At 55.1% G+C, this 16,592-nt stretch carries 15 protein-coding genes, 5 tRNA genes and 1 pseudogene; 12 read left to right on the top strand and 9 right to left on the bottom strand.

The genetic code is table 11. The annotated features are described in order from the left end of the window. The first annotated feature begins 217 nt into the window (after positions 1-217). From csrA to PGR79_RS05080, 12 genes are all read left to right on the top strand, one after another. Positions 218-403 (top strand): carbon storage regulator CsrA, encoded by a 186-nt coding sequence (gene csrA / locus PGR79_RS05135; RefSeq protein WP_000906486.1) that lies wholly within the window; start codon positions 218-220, stop codon positions 401-403. Between the two features lie 337 nt (positions 404-740). Continuing rightward, positions 741-833 (top strand) — tRNA-Ser (locus tag PGR79_RS05130). Positions 834-837: 4 nt separating this feature from the next. Further along, positions 838-914: transfer RNA gene (locus tag PGR79_RS05125), tRNA-Arg, on the top strand. 150 nt (positions 915-1,064) lie between these two features. Then, a tRNA-Arg gene (locus PGR79_RS05120) sits at positions 1,065-1,141 on the top strand. A 189-nt stretch (positions 1,142-1,330) separates the two neighbouring features. After that, positions 1,331-1,407 (top strand) — tRNA-Arg (locus tag PGR79_RS05115). A 57-nt stretch (positions 1,408-1,464) separates the two neighbouring features. Continuing rightward, a tRNA-Arg gene (locus PGR79_RS05110) sits at positions 1,465-1,541 on the top strand. Positions 1,542-1,835: 294 nt separating this feature from the next. After that, positions 1,836-2,150 (top strand): BON domain-containing protein, encoded by a 315-nt coding sequence (locus PGR79_RS05105; protein WP_015370060.1) that lies wholly within the window; start codon positions 1,836-1,838, stop codon positions 2,148-2,150. Positions 2,151-2,275: 125 nt separating this feature from the next. Then, the gene (gene yqaB, locus PGR79_RS05100) at positions 2,276-2,842 is read left to right on the top strand and encodes a fructose-1-phosphate/6-phosphogluconate phosphatase (protein WP_045395223.1); all 567 of its coding nucleotides are present in this window, start codon (positions 2,276-2,278) and stop codon (positions 2,840-2,842) included. Next, positions 2,839-3,267 (top strand): YqaA family protein, encoded by a 429-nt coding sequence (locus tag PGR79_RS05095; protein WP_047044328.1) that lies wholly within the window; start codon positions 2,839-2,841, stop codon positions 3,265-3,267. Before yqaB ends, PGR79_RS05095 begins: the two co-directional genes overlap by 4 nt. A 66-nt stretch (positions 3,268-3,333) precedes the next feature. Next, positions 3,334-4,890: a glutamate--cysteine ligase gene (gene gshA, locus PGR79_RS05090; protein ID WP_308957887.1), complete on the top strand. Its 1,557-nt coding sequence runs from the start codon at positions 3,334-3,336 to the stop codon at positions 4,888-4,890. A 163-nt stretch (positions 4,891-5,053) separates the two neighbouring features. Then, positions 5,054-5,569 carry an S-ribosylhomocysteine lyase gene (gene luxS, locus PGR79_RS05085; RefSeq protein WP_015370064.1) on the top strand — a complete coding sequence of 172 codons (516 nt, stop codon included), beginning with the start codon at positions 5,054-5,056 and terminating at the stop codon, positions 5,567-5,569. A 48-nt stretch (positions 5,570-5,617) separates the two neighbouring features. Further along, entirely contained in the window at positions 5,618-6,385 is a 768-nt protein-coding gene (locus PGR79_RS05080) for an AraC family transcriptional regulator (RefSeq protein WP_015370065.1), read from the top strand. Here PGR79_RS05080 and leuA read toward each other — a convergent pair. The 9 genes and pseudogenes from leuA to nrdF form a co-directional block, all read right to left on the bottom strand. After that, a complete protein-coding gene (leuA, locus tag PGR79_RS05075) occupies positions 6,382-8,040 on the bottom strand; it encodes a 2-isopropylmalate synthase (RefSeq protein WP_430921190.1) in 1,659 nt (552 codons plus the stop codon). The genes PGR79_RS05080 and leuA overlap by 4 nt on opposite strands. Before the next feature lie 137 nt (positions 8,041-8,177). Beyond that, positions 8,178-9,716, bottom strand: a complete 1,539-nt coding sequence (gene emrB, locus PGR79_RS05070; protein WP_045395214.1) for a multidrug efflux MFS transporter permease subunit EmrB — start codon at positions 9,714-9,716, stop codon at positions 8,178-8,180. Between the two features lie 15 nt (positions 9,717-9,731). Beyond that, on the bottom strand, positions 9,732-10,904 hold the full coding sequence (gene emrA / locus PGR79_RS05065) for a multidrug efflux MFS transporter periplasmic adaptor subunit EmrA (RefSeq protein WP_015370068.1): 1,173 nt from the start codon (positions 10,902-10,904) through the stop codon (positions 9,732-9,734). Positions 10,905-11,035: 131 nt separating this feature from the next. After that, positions 11,036-11,566: a transcriptional repressor MprA gene (gene mprA / locus PGR79_RS05060; protein ID WP_015370069.1), complete on the bottom strand. Its 531-nt coding sequence runs from the start codon at positions 11,564-11,566 to the stop codon at positions 11,036-11,038. Positions 11,567-11,629: 63 nt separating this feature from the next. Continuing rightward, positions 11,630-11,785: pseudogene (locus PGR79_RS05055) on the bottom strand (hypothetical protein); the annotation flags it as partial. Between the two features lie 225 nt (positions 11,786-12,010). Further along, entirely contained in the window at positions 12,011-13,006 is a 996-nt protein-coding gene (proX, locus tag PGR79_RS05050; RefSeq protein ID WP_087858681.1) for a glycine betaine/L-proline ABC transporter substrate-binding protein ProX, read from the bottom strand. A gap of 14 nt (positions 13,007-13,020) precedes the next feature. Then, positions 13,021-14,085 (bottom strand): glycine betaine/L-proline ABC transporter permease ProW, encoded by a 1,065-nt coding sequence (proW, locus tag PGR79_RS05045; RefSeq protein ID WP_430921188.1) that lies wholly within the window; start codon positions 14,083-14,085, stop codon positions 13,021-13,023. Then, positions 14,078-15,280: a glycine betaine/L-proline ABC transporter ATP-binding protein ProV gene (gene proV / locus PGR79_RS05040; protein ID WP_260841906.1), complete on the bottom strand. Its 1,203-nt coding sequence runs from the start codon at positions 15,278-15,280 to the stop codon at positions 14,078-14,080. The genes proW and proV overlap by 8 nt, the downstream gene beginning before the upstream one ends. Before the next feature lie 345 nt (positions 15,281-15,625). Then, positions 15,626-16,588 (bottom strand): class 1b ribonucleoside-diphosphate reductase subunit beta, encoded by a 963-nt coding sequence (gene nrdF / locus PGR79_RS05035; protein WP_430921186.1) that lies wholly within the window; start codon positions 16,586-16,588, stop codon positions 15,626-15,628. Positions 16,589-16,592: the final 4 nt, after the last annotated feature.

The following is a 16,592-nucleotide window of genomic DNA, read 5'->3' as shown; positions in this document are numbered from 1 at the left end:
CGTAACCTGATGGGAGCGGCATCTTGCGTCATAAGTACTGATAACGATAAAGTCGGGTTGAAGTTGTGTAGATCGGCTAAACTTAGGTTTAACAGAATGTGATGCCGTGACTGCTTACACCGCGAGGTGTTTGTCATCGCTTACTTTTTGGCGTTATATGATGGATAATGCCGGGATGCGAGAGACCCGACTCTTTTAATCTTTCAAGGAGCAAAGAATGCTGATTCTGACTCGTCGAGTTGGTGAGACCCTCATGATTGGAGATGAGGTCACTGTGACAGTTTTAGGGGTTAAGGGTAACCAGGTACGTATTGGTGTCAACGCCCCTAAAGAAGTCTCTGTACATCGTGAAGAAATCTACCAGCGTATCCAGGCTGAAAAATCCCAGCAGTCCAGTTACTAAGCTTTCCGCGCCTCGCTTTATTGTGAGGCGCATCCCTCCGGCGGTCGTTTTTCTCTTTTCTTCTCCTTTTTCTTCTCTCGCGACATCCTCTCTTTTGTTTTTATTCGCCGTGCGTCATTTTTCGTTGTCGCTTTTGAGTGGCCGTAAAGGGCTATTTCCTGTTGATAAAATACTCTTTTTGCCGTTTTTGCAGGCTAATTGCGCGTGAAGTGTGCAAACGGAAAAAGCTCTCGAAAAATTGTTTGACTTATAAGTCTCAGAAAGTAATATGTGCGCCATCGCAGCGACGAAGAGCAGAAACAAGTTCTTCGAAGCACTCGCAAGAGGCGTGTTGTGTGGTGAGGTGGCCGAGAGGCTGAAGGCGCTCCCCTGCTAAGGGAGTATGCGGTCAAAAGCTGCATCCGGGGTTCGAATCCCCGCCTCACCGCCATTTTGCATCCGTAGCTCAGCTGGATAGAGTACTCGGCTACGAACCGAGCGGTCGGAGGTTCGAATCCTCCCGGATGCACCATCTTCTCTCTGTAAACAGAAAGAAGAACGCTGTGAAAGCAGCGGCCCGCAGTGCGAGGCGTAATCGAGTCACTCTACCGATTACTCCATCATACTCAGTGTGGCATGTGTTAGTTGTGACACTGACGCGTAGTAAAGCAAGTTTCCCGATGCATCCGTAGCTCAGCTGGATAGAGTACTCGGCTACGAACCGAGCGGTCGGAGGTTCGAATCCTCCCGGATGCACCATATTCTCCTTAGTAACAGCAATATCGTTGTTACATGGTCTGCGAAATTATCGCCAGCACCAGGGAGGATAACGTTGCGTAAGCAACGGCCCGTAGGGCAAGGCGTAGACGAGTCATCCTCCCGGATGCACCATTCTTGCCTGATTCTGAATTATTCAGATGAATTCTGTAGTAAACTAGTTATTCCGATGCATCCGTAGCTCAGCTGGATAGAGTACTCGGCTACGAACCGAGCGGTCGGAGGTTCGAATCCTCCCGGATGCACCATATTCTCGCCACGAGATTTGCAACAGAATAACCTCGCAGTTAAATAGCTTTTCCGATGCATCCGTAGCTCAGCTGGATAGAGTACTCGGCTACGAACCGAGCGGTCGGAGGTTCGAATCCTCCCGGATGCACCATATTCTCCTTAGTAACAGCAATCTCAATGTTGCATGGTATGCGAAATTATCGCGAGTACCAGGGAGGATAACGTTGCGTTAGCAACGGCCCGTAGGGCGAGGCGCAGCCGAGTCATCCTCCCGGATGCACCATCTTCTCTTCAATAAAACTCTCCAATTTTCATCCCATCAGTACGACGCATTTTATCTCCTCGATAATCAACACATTTCTTATTGGCAAGTCGCTCTTTCCACTATAATTTATCCCTGTAGATCTACCTGAACCGGGTGTGATGAATGCAAGGAGAGAAATCAATGAAATGGTTCAAAGCAATACCTGCCTTTTGCGCAACGCTTCTGGTCGCCGTATCTCTGGCAGGCTGTGCCGGATCGTCCACCAAAGAAAGCACCGGCGGTTATATTGACGATACCGTGGTAACCACCAAGGTAAAAAGCGCGCTGTTTAACGAAAAAGATATCAAATCCTCAGAAATTAGCGTGCAGACCTTTAAAGGCCGCGTACAGCTGAGCGGTTTTGTATCGTCGGCTGAGAGCGCTAAACGTGCGGTAGAGGTCACCCGTCGCGTGCAGGGCGTGCGCGTGGTTGAGAACGACCTGCGAATCAAATAATACGGTTTTCGCTATCCCGAGTTGATTAAGGCGCCTGCAGGCGCCTTTGCTGTCTCTGGCCCCCCGCGACAAAACCCGCCTTTTGCGATACAGTAACGTTTCCTTATCCGGTTTGTGAGAACACGATGTACCAACGTTACGCAGGACTGATTTTCGATATGGATGGCACCATCCTCGATACCGAGCCGACGCATCGTAAGGCATGGCGTGAAGTATTGGGCCGTTACGGTATGCGTTTCGATGAGCAGGCCGTGGTCGCGCTCAACGGTTCTCCAACCTGGCGTATTGCCCAGGCGATCATTGAGCTGAATCAGGCTGATTTAGATCCGCATCGTCTGGCGCAGGAAAAAACCGTCGCCGTCAAAGCGATGCTATTGGATAGCGTACGCCCGTTACCGCTGATAGACGTGGTAAAAGAGTGGCATGGCCGTCGACCTATGTCGGTCGGCACCGGTAGCGAAAGCGCTGTCGCCGAAGCGCTACTGGCGCATCTTGGCCTGCGTCACTATTTCTCCGCGGTGGTGGCTGCCGATCACGTGACGCAGCATAAACCCGCGCCCGATACCTTCCTGCTGTGCGCGGAGCGCATGGGCGTCGCGCCGGAAACCTGCGTAGTCTTTGAAGATGCCGACTTCGGTCTCGAAGCGGCGAAGCGCGCGGGTATGGATGCTGTGGATGTGCGTCTGTTGTGAGCGACGCGCTGTCGCTCCTGTCGCTCTTTGCCAGCAGCTTTTTAAGCGCCACTTTACTGCCCGGCAACTCGGAAGTGGTGCTGGTTGCTATGCTTCTTACGGGGGCAAGTCAACCGTGGCTGCTGGTATTAATAGCAACAATCGGCAATAGCCTTGGAGGGGTAACTAACGTTATTCTGGGGCGCCTGTTCCCGCTGCGCAAGCAATCGCGCTGGCAGGAGAGGGCAACCGGCTGGCTTAAACGCTATGGCGCGGTGACATTATTATTGAGCTGGGCGCCTGTTATAGGCGATTTGCTGTGTTTACTGGCGGGATGGATGCGCATTTCCTGGGGACCAGTGCTCTTTTTTTTATGCCTTGGTAAGGCGTTGCGTTATATCGTCATTGCGGCGGCAACCCTTCAGGGCATGACGTGGTGGCACTAATTGGACTGATTGTTCAACCATTACAATTATGCTAATTCAAACGATTTCGACAGGCGGGAGGTCAAATTGATCCCGGATGTATCACAGGCGCTGGCCTGGCTGGAAAAAAATCCGCAGGCGCTGCAAGGCATTAAACGTGGGCTTGAGCGCGAAACGCTGCGCGTTAACGCCGACGGCACGCTGGCCACGACCGGCCATCCTTTAGCTTTAGGTTCGGCGCTGACCCATAAATGGATTACCACTGATTTTGCCGAAGCCCTGTTGGAGTTTATTACTCCAGTGGATGGCGATGTCGATCATATGCTGACTTTCCTGCGCGATGTGCATCGCTTCACCGCCCGCCAGCTCGGCGACGAGCGGATGTGGCCGCTGAGCATGCCGTGCTATATCGCGCCGGGTCAGGATATTGAACTGGCGCAATACGGCACCTCTAACGTTGGCCGGCTGAAAACGTTGTATCGCGAAGGACTGAAAAATCGCTACGGCGCGCTGATGCAAACCATTTCTGGCGTGCACTATAACTTTTCGCTGCCGATGGCGTTCTGGCAGGCCAAGTGCGGCGTGGAAGACGCGGAAAGCGGCAAAGAGGCGATCTCGGCCGGTTATTTCCGCTCGATTCGTAACTACTACCGTTTCGGTTGGGTGATCCCGTACCTGTTCGGCGCGTCGCCAGCGATTTGCTCCTCGTTCCTGCAGGGTAAACCGACGACTCTGCCGTTTGAGAAGGCCGGAAACGGCATGTATTACCTGCCATACGCCACTTCTCTGCGTCTTAGCGACCTCGGTTATACCAATAAGTCGCAAAGCAATCTCGGAATTACGTTTAACGATCTGCACGAGTATGTGGCAGGATTGAAGCGGGCGATTAAAACGCCATCGGAAGAGTACGCTAAAATCGGGCTTGAGAAAGACGGCAAACATCTGCAGATCAACAGCAATATTCTGCAGATTGAAAACGAGCTGTACGCGCCGATTCGCCCGAAACGCGTGACCCGTAGCGGTGAAACGCCGTCCGATGCGCTGCTGCGCGGCGGCATTGAGTATATCGAAGTGCGTTCGCTGGATATCAACCCATTCTCGCCGATCGGCGTGGATGAGCAGCAGGTGCGCTTCCTCGATCTGTTTATGGTCTGGTGCGTGCTGGCCGATGCGCCGGAAATGAGCAGCAGCGAACTGCTGTGTACCCGTACTAACTGGAACCGGGTGATTCTTGAGGGCCGTAAACCGGGCCTGACGTTGGGGATTGGCTGTGAAAGCGCGCAGTTCCCGCTGGCGCAGGTGGGTAAAGATCTGTTCCGTGATTTACGTCGCGTGGCGCAAACGCTGGACAGCATCCACGGCGGCGAGGCGTATCAACAGGTGTGCGATGAGCTGCAGGCCTGCTTCGACGATCCGGAATTAACTTTCTCAGCGCGCATTCTGCGTTCTATGATTGAAGAAGGGATTGGTGGTACCGGGCGTAAGCTGGCTGATGAGTATCGTACGATGCTGCGCGATGAACCGCTGGAAATTTTAAGCGAAGAAGATTTTATCGCCGAACGTGATGCGTCGGTCGCGCGACAGAAGAAAGTGGAAGCGGAAGATAGCGAGCCGTTCGAGGCGCTTTTAGCACGACACGCGTAGTAAAAAGCGCTACAAAAGAAAAAGGCCACATCACTGTGGCCAAACTTTCATCTCTGATTCAGGGATGATGATGATAATAAATGCGCGTCTTTCATATACTCAGACTCGCTGTTGAACGAAGAGTTCATTTTATTTTAAAAAAAATCACTATCGGAGGTGAAGAATGCCGTTGTTAGATAGTTTCACAGTCGACCATACCCGAATGGAAGCGCCTGCGGTGCGCGTCGCGAAGAAAATGAACACGCCGCACGGCGATCAAATCACCGTTTTCGATCTGCGATTCTGCGTACCGAACCAGGAAGTGATGCCGGAGCGCGGTATTCATACACTGGAGCACCTGTTTGCTGGTTTCATGCGCGATCACCTGAACGGTAATGGCGTGGAAATTATCGACATTTCTCCGATGGGCTGCCGTACCGGTTTCTACATGAGCCTGATTGGTACGCCGGAAGAGCAACGCGTGGCCGATGCCTGGAAAGCGGCGATGGCTGACGTGCTGAAAGTCAAAGATCAGAATCAGATCCCTGAGCTGAACGTCTACCAGTGCGGAACCTACACCATGCACTCGCTGGAGGAAGCGCAGGATATCGCCCGCCACATCATTGAGCGTGATGTTCGCATCAACAGCAACGATGAACTGGCGCTGCCGAAAGAAAAACTGCAAGAACTGCACATCTAGTGCGCTTGTGTCGGCCCGGCCATCGCGTCGGGCCGCTCTCCGCTTATCATGTCGACAACGCTCTCCTTTTCCTTCCAGCACCGCGCGCTGGTGCCATTTGCCCATGATTACGCCCACGGCGATAGCGAACCAATGCATTGCCACGACTGCGCTCAGTTATTGCATATTCTCAGCGGCGTGGTTCGGGTGGAAACGCCGGTCGGATTCTGGGTCGTGCCGCCGGGGCGCGGCGTCTGGCTACCGGCACATACGCCGCACGCGTTGCGCATAACCGGCAATGTGGCCGCACGGACGCTATTTATCGATCCGCTGGCCCGTGCCGATCTGCCCTCTACCTGCCAGATCGTACAGATCTCACCGCTGCTGCGTGAGCTTATCGTCGCGTCGCTGGCGCTGGAAGAGCGCTATTTCCCCGGCACCCGCGATGAACGTATCTATGAGCTGATGCTGGATGAGATTCGCGGGATGTCGGTATTACCTTTCGGTTTGCCGGAACCGCATAGCGATAGCCTGCGTCGGTTATGCCAGCGGGTGCGCGAAGCGCCCGGTGAACCGTGGGGCAGCCGTGAGGCGGCGCAAGCAGGCGGAATGAGCGAGCGTACGCTGAACCGCCATTTTCAACAGCAGACCAGCCTGACGTGGAGCGAATGGGTGCGCCGGGCGAAGCTGATGGAGGCGCTGGTTCGCCTGGCGCAGGGGCAGTCGGTACTTCGGGTAGCGCTGGATCTGGGTTACGGCAGCCACAGCGCTTTTAGCGCCATGTTCCGCCGGGTCATGGGGACCGCGCCCAGCGACTATTTTCGCCCGTTGGATTAATCCCTGGCGTGAACGGCATTACACAACGCCTGTAACGACGCGCGGGCAACGTCATTATCAATGCCGACGCCCCATCGACTTTCGCCATTGGCAAAGACGCAGCGAATATAGGCAACGGAGCGGCTGTCGCTGCGCGCCCCGAGGGTATGCTCGTGGTAGTCCTTGATAACGAAATGACGTTTTAACAGCGCGCTCAGGCCGTTGGCGGCGGCGGATAACAAACCGTTCCCGCGTCCGTTCAAGCGGCGGGTTTCGCCATTCATCCGCAGCGCAGCCTGTAACGTCAGTTCGCCATCCTGCTGGCCGTCGCTCTGATAGTCGAGTAACGCCAGCGTCGGCTGCGCCAGCAGGCCGTAACGGCTGCGAAACAGCTGCCATAACGCGTTATGGGTCATTTCTTTACCATGGCTATCCGTTTCTTGCTGAACGTACTGGCTGAAGTCCTGCTGCAATGCCCGCGGCAGCTTAAGACCGTGGTTCTGCTCAATCAGCCATGCGCTGCCGCTTTTACCTGACTGGCTGTTAACGCGGATCACTGCTTCATAGCTGCAGCCGATATCCTGTGGGTCGATAGGTAAATACGGCATTTGCCAGCGATCTCCCGGTTTACGGGCATCAAACCCTTTTTTAATGGCATCCTGATGCGAACCGGAAAAGGCGGTGTAGGCCAGACTGCCTGCCCATGGATGACGCGGATGTACCGGAAGCTGATTGCAGTTCTCGACGATCTCTACCACCCGATTCATCTGCATAAAGCGCAACTGCGGATCCACGCCCTGGCTATAGAGATTCATCGCCAGCGTGACCAGACAGACGTTGCCTGTGCGCTCGCCATTGCCGAACAGACAGCCTTCCACGCGATCGGCGCCGGCCATCACCGCCAGTTCGGCGCTGGCGACGCCGGTACCGCGATCGTTATGCGGATGCACGCTGATACACACATCCTGGCGGCGCGAGAAGTGGCGGCAAAAATATTCAATCCGATCGGCGTAGACGTTCGGCGTGTTGACTTCGACCGTTGCCGGAAGATTAATAATCATTGGCCGTTCGCCGCAGGGCTGCCAGATTTCCGCCACCGCTTCGCAGATTTCAAGGGCGAATTCCGGCTCGGTAAAACAGAAGGTTTCCGGTGAATATTCATATTGCCAACGGGTGTCCGGCTGCTGTTCGCAATGCTGACGAATAAGCCGGGTGGCGCGAGTGGCGAGCTCGATCACTTCGGCCTTTTCCATGCCGAAAACCAGCTCGCGAAACAGCGGCGCGGTGGCATTGTAGAGATGGATGGTTGCCTGTCGGGCGCCGCGCAGCGCTTCAAAGGTTCGCGCTATGAGTTCTTCCCGCGCCTGAGTCAGTACCTGAATGGTGACATCTTCAGGGATGCGCTGCTCGTCAATCAGCTGGCGCACAAAGTTGAAGTCGGTTTGCGAGGCGGAGGGGAAGGCGACCTCTATTTCTTTAAAACCGCACTCCAGCAACAGCTCCCAGAACTGCAGCTTGCGTGCGGCATCCATCGGTTCGGCCAGCGCCTGGTTGCCGTCGCGCAAATCGGTGGAAAGCCAGCGCGGCGCGGTAGTGATTTGCCGCTCGGGCCACTGGCGATCGGGCAGGGCGATAGGCGGATAAGGGCTGTATTTTTCGCAAGGATTGGTCAGCATGATGTTCTCCTGTAGTCGGAGCTTTATCCTGCATGACATAACGCATCGGCGGCTTTAGCGAAATGGACAGAAGCTAGCGCGAAATGGACAAAGTCGGGGCAATAAAAAAGGGACCCGCAGATCCCTTTTGTTGATACTTAGTGCGCGCCTCCGCCACCGCCGCCGGCGCTGAACGGCGGTCTGGCGAACCAGACCAGGCTTAGCAGCAGGATAAAGATCCCCGCCGAGACCCAGAAGATTTCGTTGGCGGAGATAATCAACCCCTGGTTGGTTATCTGCTGGGCAATCCAGCCGGAAGCCTGCTGCTGGGTCATTCCCATGCCCTGTAGTTGATCGTACATCTGCTGGGCGTTGGGGTTGAACGGCGTCACCGACTCGGTGAGCTGCGCATGGTGCAGCGCCTCGCGGTTGGTCCACATGGTGGTGGTAATTGAGGTACCGATGGAGCCGGCAAGGGTTCGCGTAAAGTTCGACAAGCTCGACGCCGCCGCCAGCCGCTCCGGCGGGAGGCCAGAGAGGGTGATGGTGGTCAGCGGCATGAAGAAACAGGCTACCGCAAAGCCCTGGATAAACTGCGGCCAGGCCGATGCGCCAAAGTCCATTCCCGGTTCGAAGGTCCACGCGCGCCAGTAGAAGCACACCGCATACATAATAAAGCTGAAGGTCACCAGCCGCCGCATATCGAGCTTATGGGCAAAGCGGCCGATAATCGGCGACAGAATGACCGGGATCACTCCGACCGGCGCCGAAGCCAAACCGGCCCAGGTGGCGGTGTAGCCGTATACCTCCTGCAGAAGCTGCGGCAGCAATACAATGGCGCCGAAGTAGAGCATATAGGCCAGACTGATACACAAACAGCCGATGGTAAAGTTACGCGACTTAAACAGCGACAGGTCGACTATCGGGTTATCGTCGGTCAACTCCCAGACGATAAGGAAACTTATCGCCACCACCGCCACGATGGTCAGGATGATAATCTCGTTGGAAGCGAACCAGTCGAGCTCTTTACCGCGGTCGAGCATAACCTGCAGGCTGCCGATCCCGATAATCAGCAGCGCCAGCCCGACGCCGTCGATACGCCGCTGTTCGGTGCGGGTTTCGCGGCCGCGCAGGGTTTGCAGCGTCATGAGAACCACCGCCACGCCAATCGGCACGTTGATGAAGAAGATCCAGCCCCAGTGGTAGTTATCGCTGATATAGCCGCCGAGAATTGGGCCGCAAATCGGCGCGACGATGACCGTCATCGACCACAGCGCCAGCGCGATTGAGCGCTTCGCTGGCGGGTAGTTGCTGAGTAGCAGACTCTGCGATAGCGGGATCAGCGGACCGGCGACGATCCCCTGAATCACGCGGAAGAAAATCAGCATCGTCAGGCTATTCGACACCCCGCAGGCCCAGGAGGCGATGGCGAATGCCACCGTCGACCAGACGAAGAGTTTCACTTCGCCGACGCGCTTCGCCAGCCAGCCGGTAATCGGGATGGAGATAGCATTCGCCACCCCAAACGAGGTGATGACCCAGGTTCCCTGACTCAGCGACGAGCCAAGGTTACCGGCAATGGTAGGAATAGCCACGTTGGCGATAGTGGAGTCCAGCACCTGCATGAAAGTCGCCAGCGACAGCGCAATGGTCATAATGACCAGTTGCGCGCCTTCGAGCGGTTTTTGCTGTTGCATTACGCTCACCCTGAATTATCCGGCGTTGGCCTGGATGATACCGTCGATCAGTTTATTTACCGGCTCAAGGCCGATTTCACGGGCATTACTTTCATAGACCGGCGAGCTACGTACCTGGCTTGCCAGCATCTCGCCTTCGCGATTGCTGGTGTCTACTTCAACCAGCGTCGACAGGCCGATGCGCAGCGGATGTTGCGCCAGCTGTTTAGCATCTATTTCGATACGAACCGGCAGACGCTGGACGACTTTGATCCAGTTGCCGGTGGCGTTTTGCGCCGGCAGCAGGGAGAAGGCGCTGCCGGTACCCATATCCAGGCCGACCACTTTACCGGTGTACTTCACGTCATCGCCGTAGATATCGCTGACGATGGTCGCCGGCTGGCCGATACGCATATGGGCAAGCTGGGTCTCTTTAAAGTTGGCGTCAACCCACAGGTTGGTGGCCGGAACCACCGCCATCAGCGGGGTAGTGGTGCCAATCTGCGCGCCAGGCTGCACCGAGCGGCGGGAAACGTAGCCGCTAATCGGGCTGACGATTTGCGTACGCTGCAGCGCCAGCCAGGCGTTGCGGACTTCGGTCGCCGCCTGCAGCACCGCAGGCTGCTGTTCCAGTTTGGTGCCCAGTACGATCGCCTGGTTGGCGTTGTACTGCTGAATCGCGACGTCGAGTTCGGCCTGGGCGCTGGCGACGGTGTCACGAGCGTGCTGCAGCTCTTCGCGGCCAATCAGGTTCGCGGCGCCCAGCGGGATACGGCGATTAAGGTCTGCCTGCGCCTGGGCGAGGGCGGTTTTTTTGACGTCGATATTCGCCTGCAGCTGCTTGCTGTTGATCATCTGCTGGCGAGTCTGGCGCACGCTTGCCGCCAGCTGGGTTTTGGCTTTTTCAAACGCCTGCTGGGCGTCGGTCTGGTCGAGGGTGACCAGCGGATCGCCTTGTTGCACAAAGTCGGTGTTGTCGGCCCAGACCTTGGTGACGCTACCAGAAACCTGCGCCATGATCTGTACCTGGTTCCCTGCCACATAAGCGTCATCGGTCTCTTCATAATGACGCAGGACTAAAAACCAATAAATGCCGTAGGCTACGGCCACAATAACAAAGAGCAAGGTCAGGAGCAGAAGGGCGCCTTTGCGTTTCCCTTTCTTGCTGCCTGATTGCTGCGGAGTTTGGCTCGCCGCATTTTCGCTCATCTGATTCTCCACAATTTTACATTCTTATTATTTCACATCGGCTGAGCCGACCTGTTTACCAGAAAGGCCAGCAGAAGATCTGCTGGCCTGACCGTGTTCCTTGCAACTCAAAATGTTGTGCGGCTCCGTGCTTAGCGCAGGGATCCCGCCAGCGCGCCGTCTTCTTCCATTTGGTCGAGGCGGCCAAGCAGTTTGCGGGTGATGTGCTCCAGCTGGTCTTTTTCCGCAGTGCTCAAAGAAGACCACAGCTGGTGCAGGCAGTTGTGCTGCGGAGGTAATACCTCGCGCAAGAATTGATGACCTTTGTCGGTTAGCTGCAGATGCAGGCAGCGACGATCGTTGTCGCTTTCACGGCGCTCGATCCAGCCGCGTTTTTCCAGTTCGTCGGCAATGCGGGTGGCATTAGTGCGTGACGAACCCAGCGCGCAGCTCAGCTCGGAAGGTTGAATGCTGTGATTTTCCTGAGACTCAAGCGTTATCAGCGCCATAAATAATGTCTCGTTAATCCCTTGCGCTTTCAGCATTTTGTTACGGTTTTCCAGCAGCTTACCCTGCATGTGCATACAGAGACGGGTGAGGAGAATCTCCTGGAAAGGGAAATCTTCATGGCGGCTGGCGCGGAATTTGAGCATCTGCTCAATGGGAGTAAACGAACTATCCATTTGGGTATAACCTCATTAATTACAGCCGATATAATAACTATTGTGACAAATAAAGCAAATGAATTATCGGTCACTATTAATACTTAAAATCTCCGGCGAGTCGCCGATTTTCCATGCCAAACCATAGGCTAAAGCGCTGAGTTGCGTAGGGATAATAATGCTGTTCGTCGCCTGTAAGCTCAACCTGAACGCGGCGCAACCTACCCGTGTTGGTAGCCAATGGCGCTGACGTCGGGGAGCAGGCGTTTCCATATCGGTGACTTATTGATAACGCTGGTGAAAATTACGCCTGGAAAGATTTGTTCACCTTAGCAGACGGCGTGACGGCTTCACAATCGCTAAAATGGGAAATCAGAAAATCCCTTTTTAGGCATATCTGTTTCGTATTGGTTCTGGGGAAGGGCGGTCCCCACGACGGTAAACGCCGTGGGGAGAGGGGAGAAATTACTTTTGCGCCGCCAGCGCTTCTTTCACCCAGCCGTCGAACAGCTGCTGGTGGGCTTTAATCCAACCATCAACGTGGCCGTTGATGTCGGCTTCTGAGGCATGGCCGGCATGCATCATCGCGTTTTCGGCGTTGATATCGGCAATCGGCAGCTTCATCAGGCTAAATAGCTTCGCCGCCGCCGGGTTCTTCTCAGCCCAGGCTTTGTTGGCGACGATGTGCATGGTGTTCACCGGGAAGCCATAGTTGACGCCGTTCGGCAGCTTGGTGTCGATATCTTTCTGTTCTCCCGGCAGAGAGGAGAACGGCACCTGCAGCCAGACCACATCTTTACCCGGTTTCAGCACGTCGCTGACCCAGTACGGCGTCCAGGTATAATAAAGAACCGGTTTGCCTTCTTTATAACGGGCGATGGTATCGGCCATCATCGCTGCGTAGTTGCCCTGGTTATGGACCACTTTATTGTTCAACCCATAGGCATCAATCTGATGGTTGATGACCGCTTCGCAGCCCCAGCCGGGGGTACAGCCGGTGAGATCGGCTTTGCCATCGCCGTTGGTATCAAACAGTTTGGCGATCTTCGGATCTTTCAACTGGTCGATGGACTTAATGTGGTACTGCTCGGCGGTTTTCTTGTCGATCAGATAGCCCTGCGCCGCGCCGGTGACGAAGGTTCCTTCACGGTAAAATTTTTTATCGCCGCCCGCCGCCGCGTACATATCATCGTGCAGCGGTTGCCAGTTGGTGGCAATAAAGGTGGCATCGCCGGAGGCGATGGAGGTATAGGCGACGTTATAGTCGACTTCGCTCGGCTTTTCGACGGTATAGCCCAGTTTTTCCAGCGCGCGGCTGACCAGCAGCGTCTGGAAAGTTTCTTCTGAAATGGTACTCTGCGCCGGTTTCACGGTGATGCCTTTACCCGGCAGCTCGGCAGCAAACGCGCTGGTTGTGACGAGGGCGGTAAACGCTGTGGCAAGGAGTGTAGTATGTCGCATCGTTATTCCTTCTCTTATTTACAGAAAGGGCGGGTAATCAGCCCCAGAGGTCCGGTGGTGTACCAGCGGCGGTTACCGCGGCTGCGGGAATCGCGGCCGACGGCCTGCGTCAGGCGGTCAAGGATTATCGCGAGGATAACGATCCCGACCCCGCCGACGCTCGCCAGCCCCATATCCAGGCGGCCAATACCGCGCAGCACCATTTGACCGAGGCCGCCGACGGCGATCATCGAGGCAATAACGACCATCGACAGGGCCAGCATCAGCGTCTGGTTGACGCCGGCCATGATGGTCGGCATCGCCAGCGGCAGCTGGACTTTAAACAGCAGCTGGCGCGGGCTGGCGCCGAAGGAGCGTGAGGCCTCAATGAGGTCTGCCGGCACCTGGTTAATCCCAAGGATCGTCAGGCGGACAATTGGCGGCAGGGCGAAGATAATGGTCACCACCACCCCCGGAACGTTGCCGATACCGAACAGCATGACGATCGGCACCAGGTAGACGAACGCCGGCGTGGTCTGCATCGCGTCAAGTAACGGGCGGATGATTTTCGCCGCTCGCGGGCTACGCGCCAGCCAGATCCCCAGCGGCAGGCCGATTATCATGCAGAACAGCAGCGCGGTAAGCACCAGCGCCAGGGTGACCATCGCCTGCGACCATGCGCCGATAGCGCCGATGGCTACCAGCGAGACCAGAGTGGCTATGCCCATGCCGACGCTGGAGATCTGCCAGGCGATCAGCGCGAAGAGAATAATCGCCACCGGCGCCGGCATTCCCAGCAACAACTGCTGGAAGGCGCTGAGAATATAATCCACCGGCACGCGGATCCCCTGGAACAGCGGACGGAAGTGCAGCACGATCCAGTCGATGGCGTGGGTGACCCAGCTATCGAGCGGAATCAGCGTTTTATGGAACGGATCCATAATATTGAAATGTTCTGGCTGCGGCGTAGGCGCGCTGTTAAGCCAGTCGGCGCCGCCGCCATCAGCGGGCGCGGGTGTTGGATTGCCCCAGGCGTCGGCGGACTGCGCCGCGTTATCCGCTGGCGCAGCGGTATCCCATGGGTTTGATTGATCAGCCATTGTTTGCCCCCTCGCGATCTAAAGCCTGTAGCAGCATGCGTTTTGAAATAATGCCGAGATACTGGTGCCCTTCATCCACCACCGGGACGGCGCAGGGCGCCTGGCCGACGTGGGAGAGCAGGTCGCTGAGCGGCGTTTGTGCCTCCACCGCCTGCGGGGAGTCAATTAACGCCGCATCGAGCCCCTGATTTTCGCTCAGCGCGCTTTTCAGGGAGTCGATGGAGACAATGCCGACAAACTTATTACCGCGTTCAATGACGTAACCATATTCGCGGTCTTCATCCTGCAATAATTTCAGCGCCGAACGCGGGCCGAAACCAGGGGTTTTACGAATCAGGCCAACCGGGCTACGGCGGGCAATATCTTTAGCGCTAAATACCTGGCTAATATCCACGCCGCGGAAGAAAGTACGAACGTAATCATTCGCCGGGTTATTCAGAATTTCGTCAGGGGTGCCAATTTGCACCACTTCGCCATTTTGCATAATGGCAATACGATCGCCAATACGCATAGCTTCATCAAGGTCGTGGGAAATAAAAACGATGGTACGTTGATGCTTCGCCTGTAATTTGGTGAGCTCATCCTGCATTTCGGTACGAATTAACGGATCAAGCGCTGAGAAGGCCTCATCCATGAGCAGAATATCGGGATTGATCGCTAATGCGCGGGCTAAGCCGACGCGCTGGCGCATCCCGCCGGAAAGTTCGTCGGGATAGGCGTGAGCGTAATTTTCCAGCCCCACCTGACGTAGCGCATCCAGCGCTTTCTGCTGGCGCTCTTCGGCGGAAACGCCGGCCAGTTCCATACCGAACGCGGTGTTATTCAACACGTTCATATGCGGCATCAGGGCGAATGACTGGAAAACCATCGCAATCTTTTTCCTGCGCACCTCGCGAAGCTCGGCATCTGAGATTTTGGCGATATCGACGCCGTCAATCAGCACCTGTCCGCGGGTGGGTTCAATCAGGCGATTGAGAAGGCGAACCATGGTGGATTTTCCTGAACCGGAAAGTCCCATGATGACGAATATCTCGCCTTCTTCAATGGCCAGACTGGCGTCTTTAACGCCAAGCGATAGCCCCGTTTTTTCCAGTATTTGCTCTTTGCTAAGTCCTTTTTCAATATATTTGAACGCGCGTTGCGGGTGCTCGCCAAATATCTTATAGAGATTCTTGATTTCTAATTTAATTGCCATGCAATAAATAATTTCCTGTCTTTAATTATATCGATATCGTACCTGGTGAAGATTATTACCTGTTTACACCCTAACATACTGAGATTCTGTGACAACCCTCGATGTGAATAGCTAGCCAAAATCTGAATGGGGAACTCTGGCTGAATTGCCCATGATATAAGGGCTGAGCCATCATATACGGCTGGTGATATTTTTTGATTATGCATGAATAATGAATGGGGAAATTGGCTTAAATGAAGGAAATATGACGAGGGAATGGCCAGTGGATTATTTGTGTGATAATAAAGAATAATGTGAAATAGATCACTGGAGAATATGTTGATATATTCCCCAGCGATTGCGAGGTTAAAAGTCCCAATCGTCGTCGGCGGTCGCTTCTGTTTTACCCATGACGTAAGAAGAACCGGAGCCGGAGAAAAAGTCGTGGTTTTCATCGGCGTTTGGCGACAGCGCCGCAAGAATTGCCGGGTTTACGGCGGCCATTTCCGCCGGGAATAACGTCTCATAGCCAAGGTTCATCAATGCCTTATTGGCGTTGTAACAGAGGAAAGCGTTGACGTCGTCAAGCCACGGGCTGTCGGCATACAATTCGCGGGTATAGGCCAGTTCGTTATCGTACAGATCCATCAGCAGATCGAAGGCGAAATTTTTCAACTCTTCGCGCTTAGCGGCGCTGACGATTTCCAGCCCTTTTTGATATTTATAGCCAATATAATAACCGTGTACCGCTTCGTCGCGAATAATCAGACGGATTAAATCGGCGGTATTGGTCAGCTTGCCGCGGCTGGAAAAGTGCATCGGCAGCCAGAACCCTGAATAGAAAAGAAAAGATTCGAGGAACACGCTGGCGATTTTTTTCTTCAGCGGCTCATCGGCTTGGTAGTAATTGAGCATCAACTGCGCTTTGCGCTGTAGGGGAGCGTTTTCCTCGCTCCAGGCGTAAGCGGCATCGACATCCTTGCTCTGGCACAGGGTCGAGAATATCGAACTATAGGAGCGAGCATGCACCGCTTCCATAAAGCTGATGTTCGACAGCACAGCCTCTTCATGTGGAGTGAGGGCGTCGGTCATCAACGCCGGGGCGCCGACGGTATTCTGGATGGTGTCGAGCAGCGTCAGCCCGGTAAAGACGCGGATGGTCAACTGCTGCTCCTGAGCCGTCAGAATCTGCCAGTGCGGAATGTCGTTGGATAGCGGCACCTTCTCCGGCAACCAGAAGTTGCTGGTCAGCCGGTTCCACACCTCGAGGTCTTTATCATCCTCGATTTTGTTCCAGTTAATGGCGCTGATGCGCGATAAATGGGTCATCCTG

It is taken from the genome of Klebsiella sp. 141161 (assembly GCF_050600815.1).
GTDB classification, from domain to species: domain Bacteria; phylum Pseudomonadota; class Gammaproteobacteria; order Enterobacterales; family Enterobacteriaceae; genus Klebsiella; species Klebsiella aerogenes.
The sequence above is the reverse complement of the archived record's forward strand: the minus strand, read 5'-3'. Positions and strand labels throughout refer to the sequence as shown.